Source organism: Burkholderia sp. NFPP32 (genome assembly GCF_900119325.1).
Lineage (GTDB): Bacteria > Pseudomonadota > Gammaproteobacteria > Burkholderiales > Burkholderiaceae > Burkholderia > Burkholderia pyrrocinia_C.
Genome location: NZ_FPJP01000001.1, coordinates 475149 through 496072, shown reverse-complemented (window position 1 = coordinate 496072; position 20924 = coordinate 475149). Strand labels below are relative to the sequence as shown.

General features: G+C 66.9%; 17 protein-coding genes and 1 tRNA gene. 11 read left to right on the top strand and 7 right to left on the bottom strand.

Annotated elements, in window-relative coordinates; all coding sequences use genetic code 11:
- Positions 1-35 precede the first annotated feature (35 nt).
- From BT264_RS02280 to zwf, 3 genes are all read right to left on the bottom strand, one after another.
- A complete protein-coding gene (locus BT264_RS02280; protein WP_072436121.1) occupies positions 36-1964 on the bottom strand; it encodes a bifunctional transcriptional regulator/glucokinase in 1929 nt (642 codons plus the stop codon).
- A complete protein-coding gene (gene pgl / locus BT264_RS02275) occupies positions 1942-2622 on the bottom strand; it encodes a 6-phosphogluconolactonase (protein ID WP_072436120.1) in 681 nt (226 codons plus the stop codon). Before pgl ends, BT264_RS02280 begins: the two co-directional genes overlap by 23 nt.
- Positions 2623-2710: 88 nt before the next feature.
- Positions 2711-4180, bottom strand: coding sequence for a glucose-6-phosphate dehydrogenase (gene zwf / locus BT264_RS02270; protein ID WP_072436119.1), 1470 nt, complete (start codon positions 4178-4180; stop codon positions 2711-2713).
- A gap of 432 nt (positions 4181-4612) precedes the next feature.
- On the opposite strand from zwf, the gene BT264_RS02265 reads away from it, so the two are divergent.
- The 4 genes from BT264_RS02265 (at position 4613) to BT264_RS02250 (ending at position 9013) form a co-directional block, all read left to right on the top strand.
- Entirely contained in the window at positions 4613-5860 is a 1248-nt protein-coding gene (locus BT264_RS02265; protein WP_072436118.1) for an ABC transporter substrate-binding protein, read from the top strand.
- A 138-nt stretch (positions 5861-5998) separates the two neighbouring features.
- Positions 5999-6937 carry a carbohydrate ABC transporter permease gene (locus tag BT264_RS02260; protein WP_034182958.1) on the top strand — a complete coding sequence of 313 codons (939 nt, stop codon included), beginning with the start codon at positions 5999-6001 and terminating at the stop codon, positions 6935-6937.
- Entirely contained in the window at positions 6927-7784 is an 858-nt protein-coding gene (locus BT264_RS02255) for a carbohydrate ABC transporter permease (RefSeq protein ID WP_072436117.1), read from the top strand. Before BT264_RS02260 ends, BT264_RS02255 begins: the two co-directional genes overlap by 11 nt.
- A gap of 110 nt (positions 7785-7894) precedes the next feature.
- Positions 7895-9013 (top strand): ABC transporter ATP-binding protein, encoded by a 1119-nt coding sequence (locus BT264_RS02250; RefSeq protein WP_072436116.1) that lies wholly within the window; start codon positions 7895-7897, stop codon positions 9011-9013.
- Positions 9014-9104: 91 nt separating this feature from the next.
- Here BT264_RS02250 and BT264_RS02245 read toward each other — a convergent pair whose 3' ends face one another.
- The 3 genes from BT264_RS02245 to trxB form a co-directional block, all read right to left on the bottom strand.
- The gene (locus tag BT264_RS02245) at positions 9105-9728 is read right to left on the bottom strand and encodes a trimeric intracellular cation channel family protein (RefSeq protein ID WP_072436115.1); all 624 of its coding nucleotides are present in this window, start codon (positions 9726-9728) and stop codon (positions 9105-9107) included.
- A complete protein-coding gene (locus BT264_RS02240; RefSeq protein WP_072436114.1) occupies positions 9715-10494 on the bottom strand; it encodes a Smr/MutS family protein in 780 nt (259 codons plus the stop codon). Before BT264_RS02240 ends, BT264_RS02245 begins: the two co-directional genes overlap by 14 nt.
- Before the next feature lie 135 nt (positions 10495-10629).
- On the bottom strand, positions 10630-11592 hold the full coding sequence (trxB, locus tag BT264_RS02235; protein ID WP_072436113.1) for a thioredoxin-disulfide reductase: 963 nt from the start codon (positions 11590-11592) through the stop codon (positions 10630-10632).
- Between the two features lie 440 nt (positions 11593-12032).
- Between trxB and BT264_RS02230 the strand changes: the two genes are divergently transcribed.
- The 3 genes from BT264_RS02230 to BT264_RS02220 all read left to right on the top strand — a co-directional run bounded on the left by BT264_RS02230 (position 12033) and on the right by BT264_RS02220 (position 16559).
- Positions 12033-14342, top strand: coding sequence for a DNA translocase FtsK (locus BT264_RS02230; RefSeq protein WP_034182964.1), 2310 nt, complete (start codon positions 12033-12035; stop codon positions 14340-14342).
- Between the two features lie 46 nt (positions 14343-14388).
- A complete protein-coding gene (gene lolA, locus BT264_RS02225) occupies positions 14389-15078 on the top strand; it encodes an outer membrane lipoprotein chaperone LolA (protein WP_072436112.1) in 690 nt (229 codons plus the stop codon).
- Between the two features lie 170 nt (positions 15079-15248).
- Positions 15249-16559: a replication-associated recombination protein A gene (locus tag BT264_RS02220; RefSeq protein ID WP_072436111.1), complete on the top strand. Its 1311-nt coding sequence runs from the start codon at positions 15249-15251 to the stop codon at positions 16557-16559.
- Positions 16560-16600: 41 nt separating this feature from the next.
- Here the strand turns inward: BT264_RS02220 and BT264_RS02215 are convergent, their stop codons facing one another.
- Positions 16601-16870, bottom strand: coding sequence for a DUF2164 domain-containing protein (locus BT264_RS02215; RefSeq protein WP_072436110.1), 270 nt, complete (start codon positions 16868-16870; stop codon positions 16601-16603).
- Between the two features lie 247 nt (positions 16871-17117).
- On the opposite strand from BT264_RS02215, the gene serS reads away from it, so the two are divergent.
- From serS to BT264_RS02195, 4 genes are all read left to right on the top strand, one after another.
- Complete coding sequence (serS, locus tag BT264_RS02210; RefSeq protein ID WP_034182968.1) at positions 17118-18419, top strand: serine--tRNA ligase; 1302 nt, start codon at positions 17118-17120, stop codon at positions 18417-18419.
- Between the two features lie 115 nt (positions 18420-18534).
- A tRNA-Ser gene (locus BT264_RS02205) sits at positions 18535-18625 on the top strand.
- Between the two features lie 14 nt (positions 18626-18639).
- Complete coding sequence (locus BT264_RS37810) at positions 18640-19203, top strand: hypothetical protein (protein WP_218173330.1); 564 nt, start codon at positions 18640-18642, stop codon at positions 19201-19203.
- A gap of 83 nt (positions 19204-19286) precedes the next feature.
- Positions 19287-20822: a methyl-accepting chemotaxis protein gene (locus BT264_RS02195; RefSeq protein ID WP_072436108.1), complete on the top strand. Its 1536-nt coding sequence runs from the start codon at positions 19287-19289 to the stop codon at positions 20820-20822.
- The last annotated feature ends 102 nt before the right edge of the window (positions 20823-20924 follow it).

Below are 20924 nucleotides of genomic sequence, written 5' to 3'. Positions count from 1 at the left end.
TGAAGTGCGGGAGGCGGCCGGCGCCGCGCCATGCATCAGTCCCGCGCGACGTCCTTCGCCGCCGGCGACGCGCCGTGGCTCAGCCAGTCGAGCACGTCGGCCGTTTCGTCGTCGCTCGCACGCGCCTTCGCCTGCGCGACGGCCTCGGGCAGTTCGCCGTTCGGCGACGCGCGGCGGATCGCGACGCCCACCGCGAGGATGTCGATCATCAGCAGATGCAGGATCCGCGAGATCATCGACAGCTGCGACTCGCGCATCTCGATGTGGTCGGTCTCGAGCGCGACGGTCGCGCGCTTCGCGAGCGGCGTGTTGCTCGACGTGATCGCGATCACCTTCGCGCCGGCCTGCATTGCTACGTCGAGCACGCGCAGCAGCTCGGGCGCGCGCCCCGACTTCGACACCGCGACGATCACGTCGCCCTTGCCGAGCAGCGCGGCCGATGCGGCCTGCATGTACAGGTCGCCGTACGCGATCGTCGGAATCCCGAAGCGGAAGAACTTGTAGTGCGCGTCCTGCGCGACGATGTTCGAGTTGCCGAGCCCGTAGAACTCGATGCGCCGCGCGCCGTTCAGGATCTCGATCGCGTTCTCGACATGCTCGAAGTTCAGGTGCTCGCGCAACTGCAGGATCGCCGACACCGTGTTGTCGAGCACCTTCGCGCCGAAGTCGGTGGCCGTGTCGCCGAGATGCACCTGGCTGTGGCTCATCGGGATCGTGCCGGTGAGGCCGGTGGCGAGCTTCAGCTTGAAGTCCGACAGCCCCTGGCAGCCGAGCGAGCGGCAGAAGCGGATCACGGTCGGCTGGCTCACGTCGGCCTTGCGCGCGATGTCGACGATCGGATCGTTGATGATCGAGCGCGGATGGTTCAGCGCGAGATCGGCGACGCGGCGCTCGGCCGGCGTCAGCGCATCGCGCATCTGGCGGATCCGCTCGAACACGGCCGACGACGCGCCGCCCGAGCGGTTCGACAACTGCTCCGCGAGGATCGCCGACACGCCGAGGAACGCCGGGTATTCGGCGGTGATCAGGTAGGTCGGGATGTTCTCGAGATAGTGCGTGAAGCGGCCCTTCGCCTCGAAGCGCGCGCGGAACGACGAGCGCGTGAACAGTTCGCCGAGCTTCAGCGCGACGCCGCCGCCGATGTACACGCCGCCGAGCGCGCCGAGCGTCAGCGCGACGCTGCCGGCGAACGCGCCGAGAATCCCGCAGAAGCATTCGACCGTCTCGAGCGCGAGCGCTTCGCCGGCATGTGCGCGCTCGACGATCTCGACCGTGTCGACGCTTGCGGCGACGCGCTTCTTGTCGCGCGCGGCGAGCGCGCGATAGATGATCTCCATGCCGGGGCCCGCGCACACGCGCTCGAACGACACGTGCGGAAACTTCTTGCGCGCGTACTGCAGCACCAGGTCCTCGCGCTCGTCCTGCGGCGCGAACGACGCGTGGCCACCCTCGCTGCCGAGTGCGATCCAGCGGTCGTCGGCCGGAATCAGCCCCGACACGCCGAGCCCGGTGCCGGGCCCGAGCAGCCCGATCACGCTGTTCTGGCGGCGCGTGCCGCCGCCGACCTGCACGCGCTGCGCGTCGGTCAGGCCCGGCAGCGCCATCGCGAGCGCGGTGAAATCGTTGACGACGAGCAGCGTGTCGAAACCGAGCGCACGGCGCGTCGCCTCGATCGAGAAGCTCCAGTCGTGGTTGGTCATCGTGACCTGGTCGCCGTCGACCGGATTGGCGATCGCGATCGCCGCGTGGTTCACGCGGCTGATCTTCACGTCCTTCAGGTACTTGCGGATCGCGTCGGTGATCGTCGGATAGTCGGTGCCGGGATATACGCGGATCTGCGTGATCTCGCCCGGACCGGTTTCCAGCGCGAAGCGCGCGTTGGTGCCGCCGACGTCCGCGAGCAGGCGCGGGCCGTCGGCATGCTGACCCGCGACGACCGCCTTAGTTTGCGCACCAGTAGACATCGAGCTGGGTCCCCTTGTCGTTGGCCAGTTGGGAAATCGCGTTCTTCTGCAGCGACGCGGCCGCGGCGTCGAGCACGGCGCGCTTGGCGGGGCCCGCGATCAGCAGGAACAGCCGGTCGACGCGCTTGAGCGCATCGAGCGAAAAGCTCACGCGCGCATGCGGCGCGGCGCCCGGATGCACGGCGACGAAACGCTCGGGCGTCGCGATCGCGTGATCCCATTCGGGCGCGTCGGCGAAGATCGACGCGGTGTGGCCATCCTCGCCCATGCCGAGCACCGCGACGTTCGGCACGCGGTAGTCGGCGTTCGCGTTCAGCGCGGCGACGTGCGCGTCGAGCGTGGCGCGCGTGTCGACGAGCGGCAGGAAGCGGGCAGGGGCCGCCGCGTGCTGCAGCAGCGTGTCGCGCACGAGGTGCGCGTTGCTGGCCGCGTCGTCCTCCGGCACCCAGCGGTCGTCGACCAGCGTCACGTCGACGCCGGCCCAGTCGAGCGTGGCATGCGACAGCGTTTGCAGGAACGGGCGCGGGCTCGTGCCGCCGGACACCGCGAGCGTCGGGCGCACGGTGCCGGCGAGCGCGGCGCGCAGCGCATCGCCGACGGCGCGCGCAAGCGCTTCGCTTTGCGCTTCCTGGGTGTCGAAAGCGTGGATCTCGATCACATCTCCTCCGGACTGCTTTGTATGTTCAAATCGTACGAATCGTGGGGCACGTTGCCGCACGCAGTCACGCGCGCGGCAACGGCTTGCATCAGTTTTCTTCTTCGAGCCAGCAGGTGCCGTGCTGCGCGAGCATCGCGCTCGCCGCGGCCGGCCCCCACGTGCCCGCCGCGTACGGCTTCGGCGGCTTCAGCGAGCGCGCCCATTCGTTCAGGATCGGCTCGACCCAGCGCCACGCGGCTTCCTGTTCGTCGCGCCGCACGAACAGCGCGAGCCGGCCGTTGATCACGTCGAGCAGCAGGCGCTGGTACGCCTCCATCTGTCCTTCCTTGAAGAACCGGTCGAACGCGAGGTCGAGGTGCACGCTCGCGAGGTTCATCCCTTCGCCGGGCTGCTTCGCGAGGCAGTACAGGCGGATCGTCTCGTTCGGCTGCAGCCGGATCACGAGGCGGTTCGAACCGGGACGCAGCGCGGTCGGTCCGAGCGCCGAGTGCGGCACCGGGCGGAAGTTGACGACGATCTCCGCGACGCGGTCGGCGAGACGCTTGCCGGTGCGCAGGAAGAACGGCACGCCGGCCCAGCGCCAGTTCTCGATCTCGACCTTCAGCGCGACGAAGGTTTCGGTCTGGCTGTCGGGCTTCACGCCCGGCTCGGTCGCGTAGGCCGGCACCTGCGCGCCCTTGATCACGCCCGCATGATACTGGCCGCGCACGGCAACCTTGCCGATCTCGCGCGGATCGACCGGCTTCAGCGCGCGCAGCACGCGCAGCTTCTCGTCGCGCACCGAGTCGGAATCCATCGAGTGCGGCGGCTCCATCGCGACGATCGACAGCAGTTGCAGCAGGTGGTTCTGCACCATGTCGCGCAGCGCGCCGGTGTTGTCGTAGAAATCGCCGCGCGCTTCGACGCCGAGCTCCTCGGCGATCGTGATCTGGATGCTCTCGACCCATTCGCGGCGCCACAGCGGCTCGAACAGCGCATTGCCGAAGCGCAGCGCGAGCAGGTTCTGCACCGGCTCCTTGCCGAGGTAGTGGTCGATCCGGTAGATCTGGCCTTCAGCGAAGATCTCGCCGACCGCGTCGTTGATCGCATTCGACGAGCGCAGGTCGTAGCCGAGCGGCTTCTCGAGCACGATGCGCGAGCCTTCGCTCAGGCCGACCGACGCGAGCGCGTTGCAGATCGGCACGAACAGCGACGGGCCCGTCGCCAGATAGAACACGCGGATGCCGGGCAGCGACGCGATCGCGTCGCGCAGCACGGCGTAGTCTTCCGCGCGGCCGAGGTCGAGCTTCACGTACTCGATGCGCTGGAGAAAGGACTTCCACGCGGTTTCGTCGAAGGCCTTGCCGGCCGCCTTGACCGCATGCGGCTTCACGTGCGTGTCGACCCACTCGAGATAACCCGCCTGATCCGATTCGTGCCGCGCCACGGCGACGATCCGGCCGCTCTCCGCCAGCATGTTCGCACGATGCGCTTCGAACAGCGCAGGCAGGATCTTGCGCATCGACAGATCGCCGGTGCCGCCGAAAAGTACGAAGGTAAAGCTGGAATCGGTATGCATGTGTCTCCGCCGGGTTTTGGGGTGCTGGGAAGCAATCCGTAGTGCGATAAAAATATTTTTGACACTGAATTGTAGTTTAACTACAATCCGCCGCAAGGGGTAGCACCTGGGTGAAGAAAAAAAGAAGTGCGGTCGATGAACTGCGCGAGCTTCGCCTTCGGGAGCGCCTTGTGCCGAATGTTATCGGACATTGACGGCGCGCATCGTCCGCGCACCGTTGGCCCCGGGCTCGCGTCGCATCATCGCGGCGGGCCAGAAACACAAAGAGGAGACACGCCGTTGAATCTCGATTCACGCTTTCTGTAAGAGCCCGGCCGGTCATCGGCCCCGTACGCTGCATGCGTCCCGCGGCTCGATTTCCCCGTCGTTATCAAGAAGCCGGTTCCCGGTCAGGGAACCTCACGAGTTGATTCAGTCTGGAGGAGATAAGTAATGAAAGTTCGCTCGATCATGGGTGCGCTCTGCGCGGCAGGTCTGATGGCTGGCGCCGTGGCGGCGCAGGCAGCCGAGAACGTAACGGTGCTGCACTGGTGGACCTCGGGCGGCGAGTCGAAGGCCGTCGGCGTGCTGAAGGACGACCTGCAGAAGCAGGGCTACGTGTGGAAGGACTTCGCGGTCGCGGGCGGCGCCGGCGCCGCGGCGATGACCGCGCTGAAGACCAAGGTGATCAGCGGCGACGCACCGTCGGCCGCGCAGATCAAGGGCCCGCTGATCCAGGACTGGGCCGACCAGGGCGTGCTCGTCAACATCGATTCCGCCGCCGGCGACTGGAAGCAGAACCTGCCGCCGGAAATCGACAAGATCATCAAGTACAAGGGCCACACCGTCGCCGCGCCGTTCTCGGTGCACCGCGTGAACTGGCTGTACATCAACAAGGCCGCGCTCGACAAGATCGGCGCGAAGGTGCCGACCACATGGCCTGAATTCTTCGCGGTGGCCGACAAGCTGAAGGCCGCGGGCATCCAGCCGGTCGCGATGGGCGGCCAGCCGTGGCAGGACCTGACCCTGTGGGAAGACGTCGTGCTGTCGCAGGGCCCGGCGTTCTACAAGAAGGCGCTGGTCGATCTCGACCAGGCGACGCTGACGTCGCCGCAGATGCTGTCCGTGTTCGACACGGTGCGCAAGATCCAGGGCTACTTCGATACCGGCCGTAACGGCCGCGACTGGAACCTCGCGACCGCGATGGTCATCAACGGCAAGGCCGGCATGCAGTTCATGGGCGACTGGGCGAAGGGCGAGTTCGAGAACGCGGGCAAGAAGGCGGGCAAGGACTACATCTGCGCGGCGGTGCCGGGCACCGCGAATTCGTACACGTTCAACGTCGATTCGTTCGTGTTCTTCCAGCAGAAGGGCGACAAGGCCGCGACGGCCGGCCAGCTCGCGCTCGCGAAGACGATCATGACGCCGGACTTCCAGGAGCAGTTCAGCCTGCTGAAGGGCTCGGTGCCGGTGCGCCTCGGCGTGAAGATGGACAAGTTCGACGACTGCGCGAAGAAGTCGTATGCCGACGAGCAGACCGCGATCAAGTCGGGCGGCTTCGTGCCGTCGCTCGCGCACGGGATGGCGCAGAGCGATGCGACCGCCGGCGCGATCACGGACGTCGTGACGAAGTTCATGAACTCGCAGCAGGATTCGAAGAGCGCGGTCGCCGCGCTCGCGAAGGCCGCGAAGGTCAAGTAACGCGCGACAGGCGCCCGGCCGGACACGCTTCATCGGCCGGGCGTTTTTGCAAGTGCAGCAAACGGGCTCGCCCGCGGGCCCGTGCCGTACCCGGCGCCGGCCCGGCCTGCGTCGCCCTCGTTCCAGGAGTCGAATCAAGTGGCTGCCCCTCTTAGCGGAAACGGATCCGGCGGTGCCGATGCACGGCGTACGTCGCCGATGTCGGCCCTCGCCGATCGCTGGATTCCGAAGCTCGTGCTTGCGCCGAGCGTCGCGATCGCCGTGGTGTTCATCTACGGCTTCATCCTGATTACCGGCTATCTGTCGCTGACCAACTCGCGACTGTTGCCGAACTACGAATTCGACGGTTTCGGCCGTTACTCGGACCTGTTCCAGAACGACGTGTGGTGGACCTCCGCCGCAAACCTCGGCTGGTTCGGGATTCCGTTCATCGCGATCTGCGTCGCGCTCGGGCTGTTCCTCGCGATCCTGCTCGACCAGCGGATTCGCAACGAAGGCGCGCTGCGCGCGATCTTCCTGTACCCGATGGCGCTGTCGTTCATCGTCACCGGCACCGCTTGGCAGTGGATCCTGAACCCGGGCCTCGGCCTCGAGAAGGTGATGCACGACTGGGGCTGGACGAGTTTCTCGTTCGGCTGGCTCGACGATCCGGACAAGGCGATCTTCTGCGTGGTGGTCGCGGCCGTGTGGCAGTCGACCGGCTTCGTGATGGCGCTGTTCCTGGCAGGCCTGCGCGGAGTCGACGCCGAGATCTTCAAGGCCGCGCAGGTCGACGGCGCGACGCTGCCGACCATCTACCGCAAGATCGTGATCCCGAGCATGCGCCCGGTGTTCTTCTCGGTGCTGCTGATCCTCTGCCACATCACGATCAAGACCTTCGACCTCGTCGTCGCGCTGACGGCGGGCGGCCCGGGCACGTCGTCGTCGCTGCCGGCGATGTTCATGTATACGTTTTCGTTCAACCGCGGCCAGCTCGGGCTCGGCGCGGCGTCGTCGGTGATGATGCTCGCGACCGTGGTCGCGGTGCTGGTGCCGCTGATGTATATGGAATCGAGGAGCACCCGCAATGCAGCCTAAGATGACGATCAGCCGGGCAGTGATCTACGCGGCGCTGATCCTGTTCGCGCTGTATTTCCTGTTCCCGATCTACGTGATGCTGTCGACGTCGTTCAAGGACCTTGACCAGTTGCGCACCGGCAACCTGCTGACGCCGCCCACCAGCTGGACCGTCGAGCCGTGGGTGAAGGCGTGGAGCGGCGCGTGTACCGGCGTGCGCTGCGACGGGATGAAGCCGTTCTTCCTGAATTCGCTGCAGATGGTGATCCCGGCCGTGCTGATCTCGTCGCTGATCGGCGCGTTCAACGGCTACGTGCTCACGCACTGGCGCTTTCGCGGCGCGGATGCGCTGTTCACGATGATGCTGGTCGGCTGCTTCATCCCGTTCCAGGTGATCCTGCTGCCGATGGCGCGCCTGCAGGGGATGCTTGGCCTCGCCAATACGATTCCCGGCCTCGTGTTCGTGCACGTCGTGTACGGGATCGCGTTCACGACGATGTTCTTCCGCAACTTCTACGTGAGCGTGCCGTCCGAACTCGTGAAGGCCGCGCGCATCGACGGCGCGGGCTTCTTCACGATCTTCACGAAGATCCTGCTGCCCGTGTCGCTGCCGATCTTCATGGTGTGCCTGATCTGGCAGTTCACGCAGATCTGGAACGACTTCCTGTTCGGGATCGTGTTCTCCGGCGTCGATTCGATGCCGATCACGGTGGCGCTGAACAACCTCGTCAACACGTCGACGGGCGTGAAGGAGTACAACGTCGACATGGCCGGCGCGATCATCGCCGCGCTGCCGACGCTGCTCGTCTACATCGTCGCCGGCCGCTACTTCGTGCGCGGGCTGACGGCGGGCGCGGTGAAGGGGTAGGCGCGGCCTTATCCGATACGACGAACCGGCCGCGCACGTCGCGCGGCGCATCGAAACGAACCCGACGCGGCGCCGTAGCGCCGCGCGAGACGAGACAGAGGATTCACAGCATGGCAAGCCTTTCCATCCGTGACGTGTACAAGACCTACCCGAACGGGGTGCCGGTCCTGAAGGGTGTCGACATCGAGATCGAGGACGGACAGTTCCTGATCCTGGTCGGCGGTTCGGGCTGCGGGAAATCGACGCTGCTCAACATGATCGCCGGGCTCGAGACCGTGACGAGCGGCGAGATCTGCATCGACGGCAAGGTCGTCAACAACTTGTCGCCGAAGGATCGCGATATCGCGATGGTGTTCCAGTCGTACGCGCTGTATCCGTCGATGACGGTGCGCGAGAACATCTCGTTCGGCCTGAACATCCGCAAGGTGCCGAAAAGCGAGCAGCAGCAGATCGTCGACCGCGTGTCGCAGATGCTGCAGATCCAGCACCTGCTCGACCGCAAGCCGGGCCAGCTGTCGGGCGGCCAGCGCCAGCGCGTCGCGATGGGCCGCGCGCTCGCGCGCGATCCGTCGCTGTTCCTGTTCGACGAGCCGTTGTCGAACCTCGACGCGAAGCTGCGCATCGAGATGCGCGCGGAAATCAAGCTGCTGCACCAGCGCCTCGGCACGACGATCGTCTACGTGACGCACGACCAGATCGAGGCGATGACGCTCGGCGACCGGATCGCGGTGATGAAGGACGGCGTGGTCCAGCAGTTCGGCGCGCCGCAGGAGATCTACGATTCGCCGTCGAACCTGTTCGTCGCCGGTTTCATCGGCGCGCCGCCGATGAACTTCATCAACGGCAAGCTGGTCGAGCAGGGCAGCGGGATCGCGCTCGAGATCGACACGGGCCTCGCGCGCAGCGCGCTGAAGCTGCCGTTCGACGCGAAGCGGATGAACGGCCACGTCGGCCGCGAGGTGATCCTCGGCCTGCGTCCGGAGCGCATCACCGACGCGCGCAACGCGCACAACGGCGAGGCATCGAGCCTGCAGCCGATCGACGTGCGCGTCGACGTGACCGAGCCGACCGGGCCGGACACGCACGTGTTCGCGCAGGTGAACGGCAAGCGCATCGTGAGCCGCGTGCATCCGGCCGCGAACCCGCAGCCGGGGCAGACGCAGTCGCTGCTGTTCGACGTGTCGAAGGCCGTGCTGTTCGATCCGGCATCGGAAGAGCGGATCGCGTGATGCGGCGTTCGCGCTGAATGAAGCAGAAGGGGCCGTCTCGAATGAGCGGCCCCTTTTGTTTCTGGAGATGCGGCTGGCGCTGCGGCGGCAGTCAGTGCGGCAGCCGCACGTCGAACTTGAACGTCGCCAGCCGCGCGGCGAGGATGAAGCCGGTCGCGAGCAGCACGCCGTACACCGAATCGAACTGCAGCCACACGAGCAGCAGGTAGAACCAGCAGCCGACGAATGCGCAGGTCGCGTAAGGCCGCGAATCGCGCAGGATCAGCGGGATGTCGTTGCACAGCACGTCGCGGATGATCCCGCCGACCACGCCGGTGATCACGCCCATCATCACCGCGATGAAGCGCGGCATTTCGGCGTCGAGCGCGATCGCCGTGCCCGAGATGCTGAAGATGCCGAGCCCGATCGCGTCGGCGACCAGCAGCAGCCGCTCGGCCGACAGCCGCGACAGCATCCGCAGCACGAACGGCGCGAACAGCGCGAGTACGAAGATCGCGATCACGTAGTCGTCGTGCACGACCCAGTAGAACGGCCGGCGCTCGAGCAGGATGTCGCGCAGCGTGCCGCCGCCGAACGCGGTGGCGAGCGCGACGACGAACGTGCCGACCGAGTCGAGGCGGTTCTTGCGCGCCTCGATGAAACCCGAAATCGCAAACGCCAGCGTGGCGATCGCCTCCAGTACGGCGATCGCGAGCGTCAGCCTAGGATGCGGCACGCGGCCCCCGGTCGGCCGGCGCCGCGAGCGGCTGCAGCAGCACGAGCACGGCGCCCGCGCCGCCGTCGATGCCGCGCGCCTCGCAGAACGCGATCACTTCTTCCTTCTGTACGAGCCACGCGCGCACCTTGCCTTTCAGCACGGGTTCCTTGCCGATCGAGCCGAGCCCCTTGCCGTGGATCACGCGCAGGCAGCGCAGCCCCTTCCTGCCGGCTTCGCGGATGAATTCGGCAAGCGCGTCGCGCGCCTCGTCGCGGCGCATCCCGTGCAGGTCGAGCTGCGCCTGCACGATCCACGCGCCGCTCCTCAGCTTGCGCACCACGTCGCGGCTGATGCCGGGGCGGTGGTAATACAGCGAGTCGTCGCTGTCGAGCAGCGTTTCGGGATCGAATTCGTCGGACAGCGTCGCGTTCAGCACGGCTTCCTCGTCGCGCTGCGTCTGCTTCGGCACCGGGTCGGGCGGCATGCGGCCGGACGCCGCGCGCGGCGGCGCGTTCAGCGGCCGGATCGCGCCGATTTCGTTACGGAACAGGTTCGCGTCGGCTTCCGCCTTGCGCTCGGCCTTCGCGGTTTCGATGCGCTCGCGTTCGCGGCGATCGGCTTCGCCTTGCAGCGACTTGCGCAGCGCGCCGAGGCCGGCGAGGCCCTGGCCGCGCAATGCGGCCGGATCGGGCGCGGGCGGCGGGGCGGCCGGCACGGGGTTCGCGGGACGGGCGGCGATCTGCCGCTTCGCGGGATCGCTCGGATGGGGCTGGTTCTTCGCCATGATTCGATAGCAGGGCAGGCGCGTTCGGGCGCGCGGGCAAAAAAAAGCCGCTGCGCGGCGGCAGCGGCTTTCCGGTCGGGCCCGCTTCGCGGCAGCGGACGCCATTGTAGCGCCCGGCGCGGCAGGGCTTGCGGCTTACTTCTTGTCGTGCAGGCTTTCGAGGTAGCGCTGCGCGTCGAGCGCGGCCATGCAGCCCGTGCCCGCGCTCGTGATCGCCTGGCGGTACACGTTGTCCTGCACGTCGCCCGCGGCGAACACGCCCGGCACGCTCGTCGACGTGGCGTTGCCGTGCAGGCCGCTCTTCGTCAGGATGTAGCCGTCCTTCATCTCGAGCTGGCCCTGGAACAGGTCGGTGTTCGGCTTGTGGCCGATCGCGACGAACACGCCCTGCACGTTCAGGTCTTCCGTCGCGCCGGTCTTCACGTTCTTGATGCGCAGGCCCGTGACGCCCGAATCCGCGCCCGTCACCTCGTCGAGCACGTGATCCCACTTGATCACGACGGCGCCTTCCTTTTCCTTCTCCAGCAGGCGGTCGATCAGGATCGGCTCCGCGCGGAACTTGTCGCGGCGGTGGATCACCGTGACCTTCTTCGCGATGCCCGTCAGGTAGAGCGCTTCCTCGACGGCCGTGTTGCCGCCGCCGATCACCGCGACTTCCTGGCCGCGATAGAAGAAGCCGTCGCAGGTTGCGCAGGCCGACACGCCCTTGCCCATGAACGCTTCCTCGGACGGCAGGCCGAGGTACTGCGCGGACGCGCCGGTCGCGATGATCAGCGAGTCGCACGTGTATTCGCCCGAGTCGCCGATCAGGCGGATCGGCTGCTCGTGCAGCTTCGCGGTGTGGATGTGATCGAAGACGATTTCGGTGTTGAAGCGCTCGGCGTGCTCGAGGAAGCGCGCCATCAGCTCCGGACCCTGCACGCCTTTCGCATCTGCCGGCCAGTTTTCGACATCGGTCGTGGTCATCAGCTGGCCGCCCTGCGCGATGCCGGTGATCAGCACCGGGGACAGGTTGGCGCGTGCCGCGTAGACGGCAGCCGTGTAGCCGGCGGGGCCGGAACCGAGAATCAGGACTTTGGCGTGTTTGGGCGTGGACATGTGCGAATCCGTAAAAGGCGGCCGCGGCGGGCGGGATAGGGCTCGCCGTACGATCCGGGGTTGGCCGGGATGCCGTCATAGATGGGTATCAGTCGCGCATTATAAAGGCCCCGTTGCTGCGTTGCCGAACGAGAGTTTCAATCGAGGCGATAGTGTCGCGCGGCGCAACGGCCGCGCACGCGGGGCGGGCGGGACGCGCGGCGGCGCGTTGTCGCACGGGGGTTGCAGGGCGGGACGCAGGCTCGAAGCGGCGCGGCAGCGGTGCCCGGCGGGGAGCCGGACCGGGGCAAAAGGGCCGCTGCGGAGCACTTCCGCCAAGCCGGCCGTACCCCGGCCCCGTTATGTAACCGTCATTTACACTTGGCGGCCCGGTGCAGCGTTTACAATAAGCGCGATCGAACGACAGGCGGGCGCACGGCCCGTCCTCTTTATACGGATTCATGGCAAAAGCTCCTTATTCCGCCCAGGCACAGGCGTTGCCGCACCGGATGTCGAAGCTCCTCACGGAGATCCGCTGGATTCTCCAGGTCGCGCTCTGCGCATTTCTGGTGATGGCCCTGCTGAGCTACAGCCGGCGCGATCCGAGCTGGACGCACGCCGCGCAGGTGGACCACATCTCGAACTGGGCCGGCCGCGTCGGCGCGTGGACGGCCGACATCATCCTGCTGCTGTTCGGTCTGTCGGCCTACTGGCTGATCGTGCCGCTCGGGCGGCGCATCGCCGTCAACTACCGCCGCATCACGCGCCACGAGGCGATTCCCGACGAACCCGAGCGGCCGATCGGCTGGCTCACCGAGATCTTCGCGTTCGTGCTCGTCGTGCTGGCGTGCGACGGCATCGAGGCGCTGCGCATGTGGTCGCTGAAGGTGCAGTTGCCGCGTGCGCCGGGCGGCGTCGTCGGCGAGGCCGTCGCCGGTGCGATGTCGCATGCGTTCGGCTTCACGGGCGGCACGCTGCTGCTGCTGATCGCGCTCGCGATCGGCCTGTCGCTGTATTTCCGCTTCTCGTGGCTGTCGGTCGCCGAGCGCGTCGGCGGCGCGATCCTGTCCGCCGTCAACGTCGCGAAGTTGCGCCGCGAGGCCGAGCGCGACCGCAAGCTCGGCGAGGCCGCGGCCGTGCGCCGCGAAGGCAAGGTCGAAGAGGAGCGCGTGCGCATCGAGGATCATGAGCCCGTGACGATCGTGCCGCCGGTCGTCACGCCGGCGAAGTCCGAGCGCGTCGAGCGCGAGCGCCAGGTGCCGCTGTTCACCGACCTGCCGGGCGATTCGACGCTGCCGCCGGTGTCGCTGCTCGATCCCGCGCCGAAGACGCAGGAAGCGATTTCGGCCGATACGCTCGAATTCACGTCGCGCCTGATCGAGAAGAAGCTGAAGGATTTCGGCGTCGAGGCGAGCGTGGTTGCCGCGTATCCGGGCCCGGTCGTCACGCGCTACGAGATCGAGCCGGCCACCGGCGTGAAGGGCAGCCAGATCGTCAACCTCGCGAAGGATCTCGCGCGCTCGCTGTCGCTCGTGTCGATCCGCGTCGTCGAGACGATCCCCGGCAAGAACTACATGGCGCTCGAACTGCCGAACCAGCGCCGCCAGACCGTGCACCTGTCCGAGATCATCGGCTCCGAGGTGTATGCGGCCGCATCGTCGGCGCTGACGCTGAGCCTCGGCAAGGACATCGGCGGCAAGCCCGTGTGCGCGGACCTCGCGAAGATGCCGCACCTGCTCGTTGCCGGCACGACCGGTTCGGGCAAGTCGGTCGGGATCAACGCGATGATCCTGTCGCTGCTGTACAAGGCGACCGCCGAGCAGGTGCGCCTGATCCTGATCGATCCGAAGATGCTCGAAATGAGCGTCTACGAAGGCATTCCGCACCTGCTGTGCCCGGTCGTCACCGACATGCGCCAGGCCGGCCACGCGCTGAACTGGACGGTCGCGGAGATGGAGCGGCGCTACAAGCTGATGAGCAAGCTCGGCGTGCGCAACCTCGCGGGCTACAACAACAAGATCGACGACGCGGCCAAGCGCGAGGAGAAGTTGCCGAACCCGTTCAGCCTGACGCCGGAAGATCCCGAGCCGCTCGGCCGCTTGCCGAACATCGTCGTCGTGATCGACGAGCTGGCCGACCTGATGATGGTCGTCGGCAAGAAGGTCGAGGAGTTGATCGCGCGGATCGCGCAGAAGGCGCGCGCGGCCGGCATTCATCTGATCCTCGCGACGCAGCGTCCGTCGGTCGACGTGATCACAGGCCTGATCAAGGCGAACGTGCCGACGCGAATCGCGTTCCAGGTGTCGTCGAAGATCGACTCGCGCACGATCCTCGATCAGATGGGCGCCGAATCGCTGCTCGGGATGGGCGACATGCTGTACCTGCCGCCGGGCAGCGGGCTGCCCGTGCGCGTGCACGGCGCGTTCGTCGGCGACGACGAAGTGCATCGCGTCGTCGAGAAGCTCAAGGAGCAGGGCGAGCCGAACTACGTCGAGGGCCTGCTCGAAGGCGGCACCGCCGACGGCGACGAGGGCTCGGCCGGCGCGGGAACCGGCGAAGGCGGCGGCGAGTCTGATCCGCTGTACGACCAGGCGGTCGAGATCGTCATCAAGAACCGCCGCGCGTCGATCTCGCTCGTGCAGCGTCACTTGCGGATCGGCTATAACCGCGCGGCACGGCTGCTCGAGCAGATGGAGCAGTCGGGGCTCGTATCGGCGATGTCGTCGAGCGGCAACCGCGAAATTCTTGTGCCGGCGCGCGACGCGGAATGAGTCCGCGGCGCCCGCAGCGCCGGCCACCCACGGAGAAAACCGCAATATGCAGCAACATTCGTTCGCAATGTCTCTTCGTTCGACGCGGCGCTGGCTCGGTGCGGCGTTCGCCGGCGCATCGCTGATGTTCGCGGCGACGCACGCGTTCGCGGGCGGTACCGAGCAACTGAAGGCCTTCGTGTCGCAGGTGCGTTCGGCGAAGGGCGACTTCACGCAGCAGATCGTCAAGGCGCCGGCCAAGGGCGCGAGCGCCGCGCAGGCCGCGCCGAAGCCCACCGACAATTCGAGCGGCACGTTCGTGTTCGCGCGGCCGGGCAAGTTCATCTGGACGTACCAGAAGCCGTACCAGCAGGTGCTGCAGGCCGACGGCGACAAGCTCTATGTGTACGACCGCGACCTGAACCAGGTCACCGAGCGCAAGCTGAACGGCGCGCTGGGCGCGAGCCCTGCCGCGATCCTGTTCGGCAGCAACGATCTCGACAAGAGCTACACGCTGCGCGATGCCGGCGAGAAGGGCGGCATCGAATGGCTCGAGATGCTGCCGAAGGCGCAGGACACGCAGTTCCAGCGGATCGGCATCGGTTTCCGGAACGGCACGCTCGCCGCGATGGAGCTGCATGACGTGTTCGGCAACGTCACGCTGCTGACGTTTACCAACATCCAGACGAATCCGCCGCTGAAGGGCGATACGTTCAAGTTCGTCGTGCCGAAGGGCGCCGACGTGATCAACGGCTGACCGGCGCCACGCGCCGCTTTTCCGCAACGGGCCTGCCGGCGACGGCGGGCCCGTGTCGTTTGCGGGCGCGGGCACCAGACACCAGGCGCGGCGGCGCCGTCGCGCGGCTGTCATAATGTCGGGTCCGGCGGCCGGTTCGGCCGCCATCGTTTGATGTGGAGCGAGGGTTCATGTCCGACCTGTTTCAAGTCGAGCCGCGCCGGCCGCTCGCCGAGGCGCTGCGGCCGAAGACACTCGCCGAGGTGATCGGCCAGACGCATCTGCTGGGCGAAGGCAAGCCGCTGCGGCTCGCGTTCGAATCGGGCAAGCCGCATTCGATGATCCTGTGGGGGCCGCCCGGCGTCGGCAAGACGACGCTCGCGCGGCTCACCGCGCTCGCGTTCGACTGCGAGTTCATTGCGCTGTCCGCGGTGCTCGGCGGCGTGAAGGACATCCGTGAGTCGATGGAGCAGGCGAAGGACACGCTGAACCGCACCGGCCGCCACACCATCCTGTTCGTCGACGAGATCCACCGCTTCAACAAGGGGCAGCAGGATGCGTTGTTGCCGTTCGTCGAGTCGGGGCTCGTGACCTTCATTGGAGCGACGACCGAGAACCCGAGCTTCGAGGTCAACTCGGCCTTGTTGTCGCGCGCGCAGGTGTACGTGCTGAAGTCGCTGGACGACGACGAGATGCGCCAGTTGCTGAAGCGCGCGCAGGAAATCGCGCTCGACGGCCTCGCGTTCGACGACAAGGCGATCGATACGCTGGTCGGCTATGCGGACGGCGACGCGCGGCGCTTCCTGAACCTGCTCGAACAGGCGCAGACGGCGGCATCGTCGGCCGGCGTCGCGAAGATCGACGCCGAATTCGTCAGCAGCGCGATGACGCTGAACGCGCGGCGCTTCGACAAGGGCGGCGACAACTTCTACGACCAGATCTCGGCGCTGCACAAGTCGGTGCGCGGTTCGAGCCCCGACGGCGCGCTGTACTGGTTCTGCCGGATGATCGACGGCGGCGCGGATCCGAAGTATCTCGCGCGGCGCATCGTGCGGATGGCGTGGGAAGACATCGGCCTCGCCGATCCGCGCGCGCTGCAGATGGCGAACGACGCGGCCGAGACCTACGAGCGGCTCGGCTCGCCGGAAGGCGAACTCGCGCTCGGGCAGGCGGTGATCTATCTCGCGTGCGCGGCGAAGAGCAACGCCGGCTACAACGCGTTCAACCAGGCAATGGCGTTCGTGAAGCAGGACAAGTCGCGCGAGGTGCCCGTGCATCTGCGCAACGCGCCGACCAAGCTGATGAAGGAACTCGGCTACGGCCACGCGTACCGTTACGCCCACGACGAACCGAACGCGTATGCGGCCGGCGAGACGTACCTGCCGGACGGGGTGCGCGAGCCGCACTGGTACAAGCCGGTGCCGCGCGGGCTCGAATCGAAGATCGCCGACAAGCTCGCGTGGCTGCGCGAGCTCGACCGCGAGGCCGGCAAGAAGGACTGACGGGCAACGCGCGGCCCAGCCGGCGACCCGCTCCGAATGCGTTAGCGCTTGCGGCCCGGCTGCTGTTTCTTCCAGTACTCGAACGGCTCTTCGTGGCAGTCGATGTCGAGCTCGGCGACCCGTGCTTGCAGGCGTTCCTGTGCGTCTGCGATCGCGAGGTTGTAGATCGCGGGCGCGATCTCCTCGACGAAGAAGTGCAGCAGCGCGCCGGCCTGGATGTTGCCGATCGGCTCGTCCATGTTTTCTGTGAAATAACGTTGCAGCGATGCGATTGCGCGGTCGCGTACTTCCTTGTCCAGTTCGATGGCCATCGGGTTCCTTGAATGGCGGTGATGCGGATGCGGGTGCGTCGTACGACGCGTTGCGTGCGGCCGGTGCAGGCGTTTCGCCGTCCGCAATGGTTTGGCACAATGTGATGTTCCGGCCGCTCAGGCGAGCCGGCATGGTCGATACTGCCACGACCGGCCGTTTTCGGGCATCGTCCATCAGGCCGGTGCCGTGGCGGCCGCGCGGTGCGTTAGAATTCCCGTCTCATACAACGATTTTCCAAGTCCTCCCATGCTCGACATCCAGTTGCTGCGCAAAGACCTCGACGGCGTCGCCAAGCGCCTCGCCGATCGCGGCTACACCCTCGACATCGCCGCGTTCTCCGCACTCGAAGCGGAACGCCGCGCGATCCAGACCCGCACCGAAGAGCTCCAGGCGCGCCGCAACAGCCTGTCGAAGCAGATCGGCGCGATGAAGGGGAAGGGCGAGGACACGTCGGCCGTGATGGCCGAGGTCGGCGGGATCGGCGACGAGATGAAGGCGGGAGAAGCCAAGCTCGGCGACATCCAGGCGCGCTTGTCCGACCTGATGCTGGGCATGCCGAACGTCGCGCACGAAAGCGTGCCGGTCGGCAACGACGAAGCCGACAACGTCGAGGCGCGCCGCTGGGGCACGCCGCGCCAGTTCGACTTCGAGGTGAAGGATCACGTCGATGTCGGCACGCCGCTCGGCCTCGATTTCGAGACGGGCGCGAAGCTCGCCGGCGCGCGCTTCACGATGCTGCGCGGCCCGATCGCACGCCTGCACCGCGCACTCGCGCAGTTCATGATCGACACGCACACGCAGCAGCACGGCTACACCGAAACGTATACGCCGTACATCGTGAACCCGGAGATTCTCTACGGCACGGGCCAGTTGCCGAAGTTCGCGGACGACATGTTCAGGGTCGAGAAGGGCGGCGCGGAGAATACGGTCACGCAATACCTGATCTCCACGTCCGAGATCTCGTTGACGAACACCGTGCGCGAGTCGATCGTCGACGCGTCCGCGCTGCCGATCAAGCTGACCGCGCATTCCCCGTGCTTCCGCTCGGAAGCCGGTTCGTACGGCCGCGACACGCGCGGGATGATCCGCCAGCATCAGTTCGACAAGGTCGAGATGGTGCAGGTCGTCGCACCGGAAACGTCGTACGCGGCGCTCGACGAGATGGTCGGCCATGCGGAGGCGATCCTGCAGAAGCTCGGCTTGCCGTACCGCGTGATCACGCTGTGCACGGGCGACATGGGCTTCTCGGCCGCGAAGACGTTCGACCTCGAGGTGTGGCTGCCCGCGCAGAACACCTATCGCGAGATCTCGAGCTGCTCGAACACCGAGGCGTTCCAGGCGCGCCGGATGCAGGCGCGTTTCCGCAACGCGCAGGGCAAGCCCGAGCTCGTGCATACGCTGAACGGTTCGGGTCTCGCGGTCGGCCGTACGCTCGTCGCGGTGCTGGAGAACTACCAGAACGCCGACGGCTCGGTCACGGTGCCGGAAGTGCTGCGTCCGTACATGGGCGGCATGGAGCGGATCGACGCGCCGGCACAGGCGTCGTGAAATCGGCTGCCGAAGCCCTCGCAAAAAAATTGCGGAAAGGGCTTGTCAGCTCAGAAAAGATCGTTTTATAATCTTTTCTTTCCCGGACATGACCAACCGGGAAGTGCAGTAAAACGGAGAGGTGGCAGAGTGGTCGAATGTACCTGACTCGAAATCAGGCGTACGGTTTCCCCGTACCGTGGGTTCGAATCCCACCCTCTCCGCCAGAATACGAAACCCCTTGATCCGAAAGGATCAAGGGGTTTTTCGTTTTGGGTCTGCGGCGCGATGTGTCGATTGCCGTTGCAGTGGCAACGGTTTGGCCATCGGCACGTCGGACGTGCCGATGCGATGGCGACGAACTGCGCGCACGATCGTGGCGATTGCGCGAATCGGCCTGTGCATCGCCGCGCTTGCCGCCTTCAGCCGGGCTGTCGTGGCACTCGACGACCACCCTATGCGTCGCGCCAGCACAGCCGTCGATCGTGGGCGATTTCGTCCGGTTCGACGCATTGCCCGGCTTTCACTGGCCCGACCTGTATCGCTGGTGAGCACGCACGCCGAGCTGCACCTTGTGCTCGAGTTCGCCTATCGCAGCAGCATCGTGCAACTGATCGCCGTACCGTTCGTCCTTGCGAGCACGCGGCGGCATGACGATCTCGCCGAATTCATCGCGTTGTCTGCATGCGCGCTGCTTACCGTTGTCCTCGTTTCGAACTGCCGCGACAGACGGGCAGCATGCGACACATCCGACCTGATCGGTCAGCGCTGCGCTGCCGGTCCTTGCCGCTTTCCTCAGTTTTAAGCCTTCGCGTCCCGCGCCGTTAACACGGTGCGGCGGCCGGCGCCCGTGCCGAGCCGCATCGTCCCCCGTCGATTGAAGGTCCCATGAAGCTGAGCTACAAGATTCCCCTCGCATTCGCCGTTGCGCTGTTGCTGATGTTCGGTGGTGCGCTGTACGGCATCCACATCCTCAACCGATCGATCAATACGTTCGCCGAAGACGTGCAGACGAACGTCGGCGACGAACGGCTCGTATCGGCTACGCTCGTGCAGTTCAAGCTGCAGGTGCAGGAATGGAAGGACACGCTGCTGCGCGGCAAGCAGCCCGACAAGCTCGACCGGTACTGGCAGGCATTCCAGACGCGCGAGCATACGGTCGATTCGCTCGCAGCGCAGCTCGTCCGTCAGTTGCCGCCCGGCGACAGCCGCTCGCTCGTCGAGCAGTTCATGCGTGCGCACACGGCGATGGGCGACGGCTACCGGCGCGGCTTCGACGCGTTCAAGGCGGCCGGCTTCGAGCCATCGGCCGGCGATGCCGCCGTCACGGGCGTCGACCGCGAACCGGCTGCGCTGCTGGAGCGGGCCGCGAAGTCGATCGCCGACGAGAGCGCCGCCGTGTCGGCGCAGGCGAGCCGGGACGCGCAGCGCGCGACTACCGCGAGCCTCGCGCTGATGCTGGTCGTGCTCGGCGTCGCGATGGTCGGCGCGTTCCTGTTCAGCCGTGCGATCCTGCGTCCGCTCGATCGTGCGGTGGCGTGTGCGCAGGCCGTCGCCGGCGGCGACCTGACGCGCGACGTCGATGCAACCGGCCGCGACGAGATCGCCGATCTGCTGCGTGCGCTGCAGGCGATGCAGACGAGCCTGTCGGGCGTCGTGCTCGAGGTGCGGACGCATGCCGAAGCCGTCGCGACGGCGAGCGCGCAGATCGCTTCGGGCAATCACGATCTGTCGTCGCGTACCGAATCGCAGGCCGCGTCGCTCGAGGAGACGGCGGCCAGCATGACCGAACTGACCGGCATCGTGCGCCAGTCGGCCGAACACGCGCAGCATGCGGCGCAGCTTGCGCGCGACGCATCGAATATCGCGTCCGCGGGCGGCGGCGTGATGACGGACGCCGTCCGCACGATGAACGGCATCGCCGACAGCGCGGCAAAGGTCGGCGAAATCATCGCGGTAATCGACGGCATCGCGTTTCAGACCAACATCCTCGCGCTGAACGCGGCCGTCGAGGCGGCACGCGCGGGCGAGCAGGGTCGTGGCTTCGCGGTCGTCGCGGCGGAGGTGCGCACGCTCGCGCAGCGCAGCGCGTCGGCCGCGAAGGAGATCAAGGGGCTCATCGAGCAATCGACGCAGCGGGTCGACGAGGGTGCCGTGCTGATCGGCCGCGCGGGAGAGTCGATTCACGAGATCGTCGGCGCGGTGCAGCGCGTCACGACGATCGTCGGCGAGATCTCGTCCGCGTCGCAGGAGCAGAGCGGCGGCATCCAACAGGTGAACGTCGCGGTCACGCAGATGGACGAAGCGACACAGCGCAACGCGGCGCTCGTCGAGCAGGCCACGGCCGCGACGCAGGCGCTGGCCGAGCAGGCGAGTGCGCTGCGGCACGCGGTGGCCGTGTTCAGGTTGCCGGAAATGGCGTGACGGCGTCGCCGTCGCGCCCGGCTCAAACTGAACCGGATGCCGGTGCGGCGGCGGCTTTCAGCGGCGCGCGACGGCGTGCGCCGATTCCCGCCGGCCCGTCAT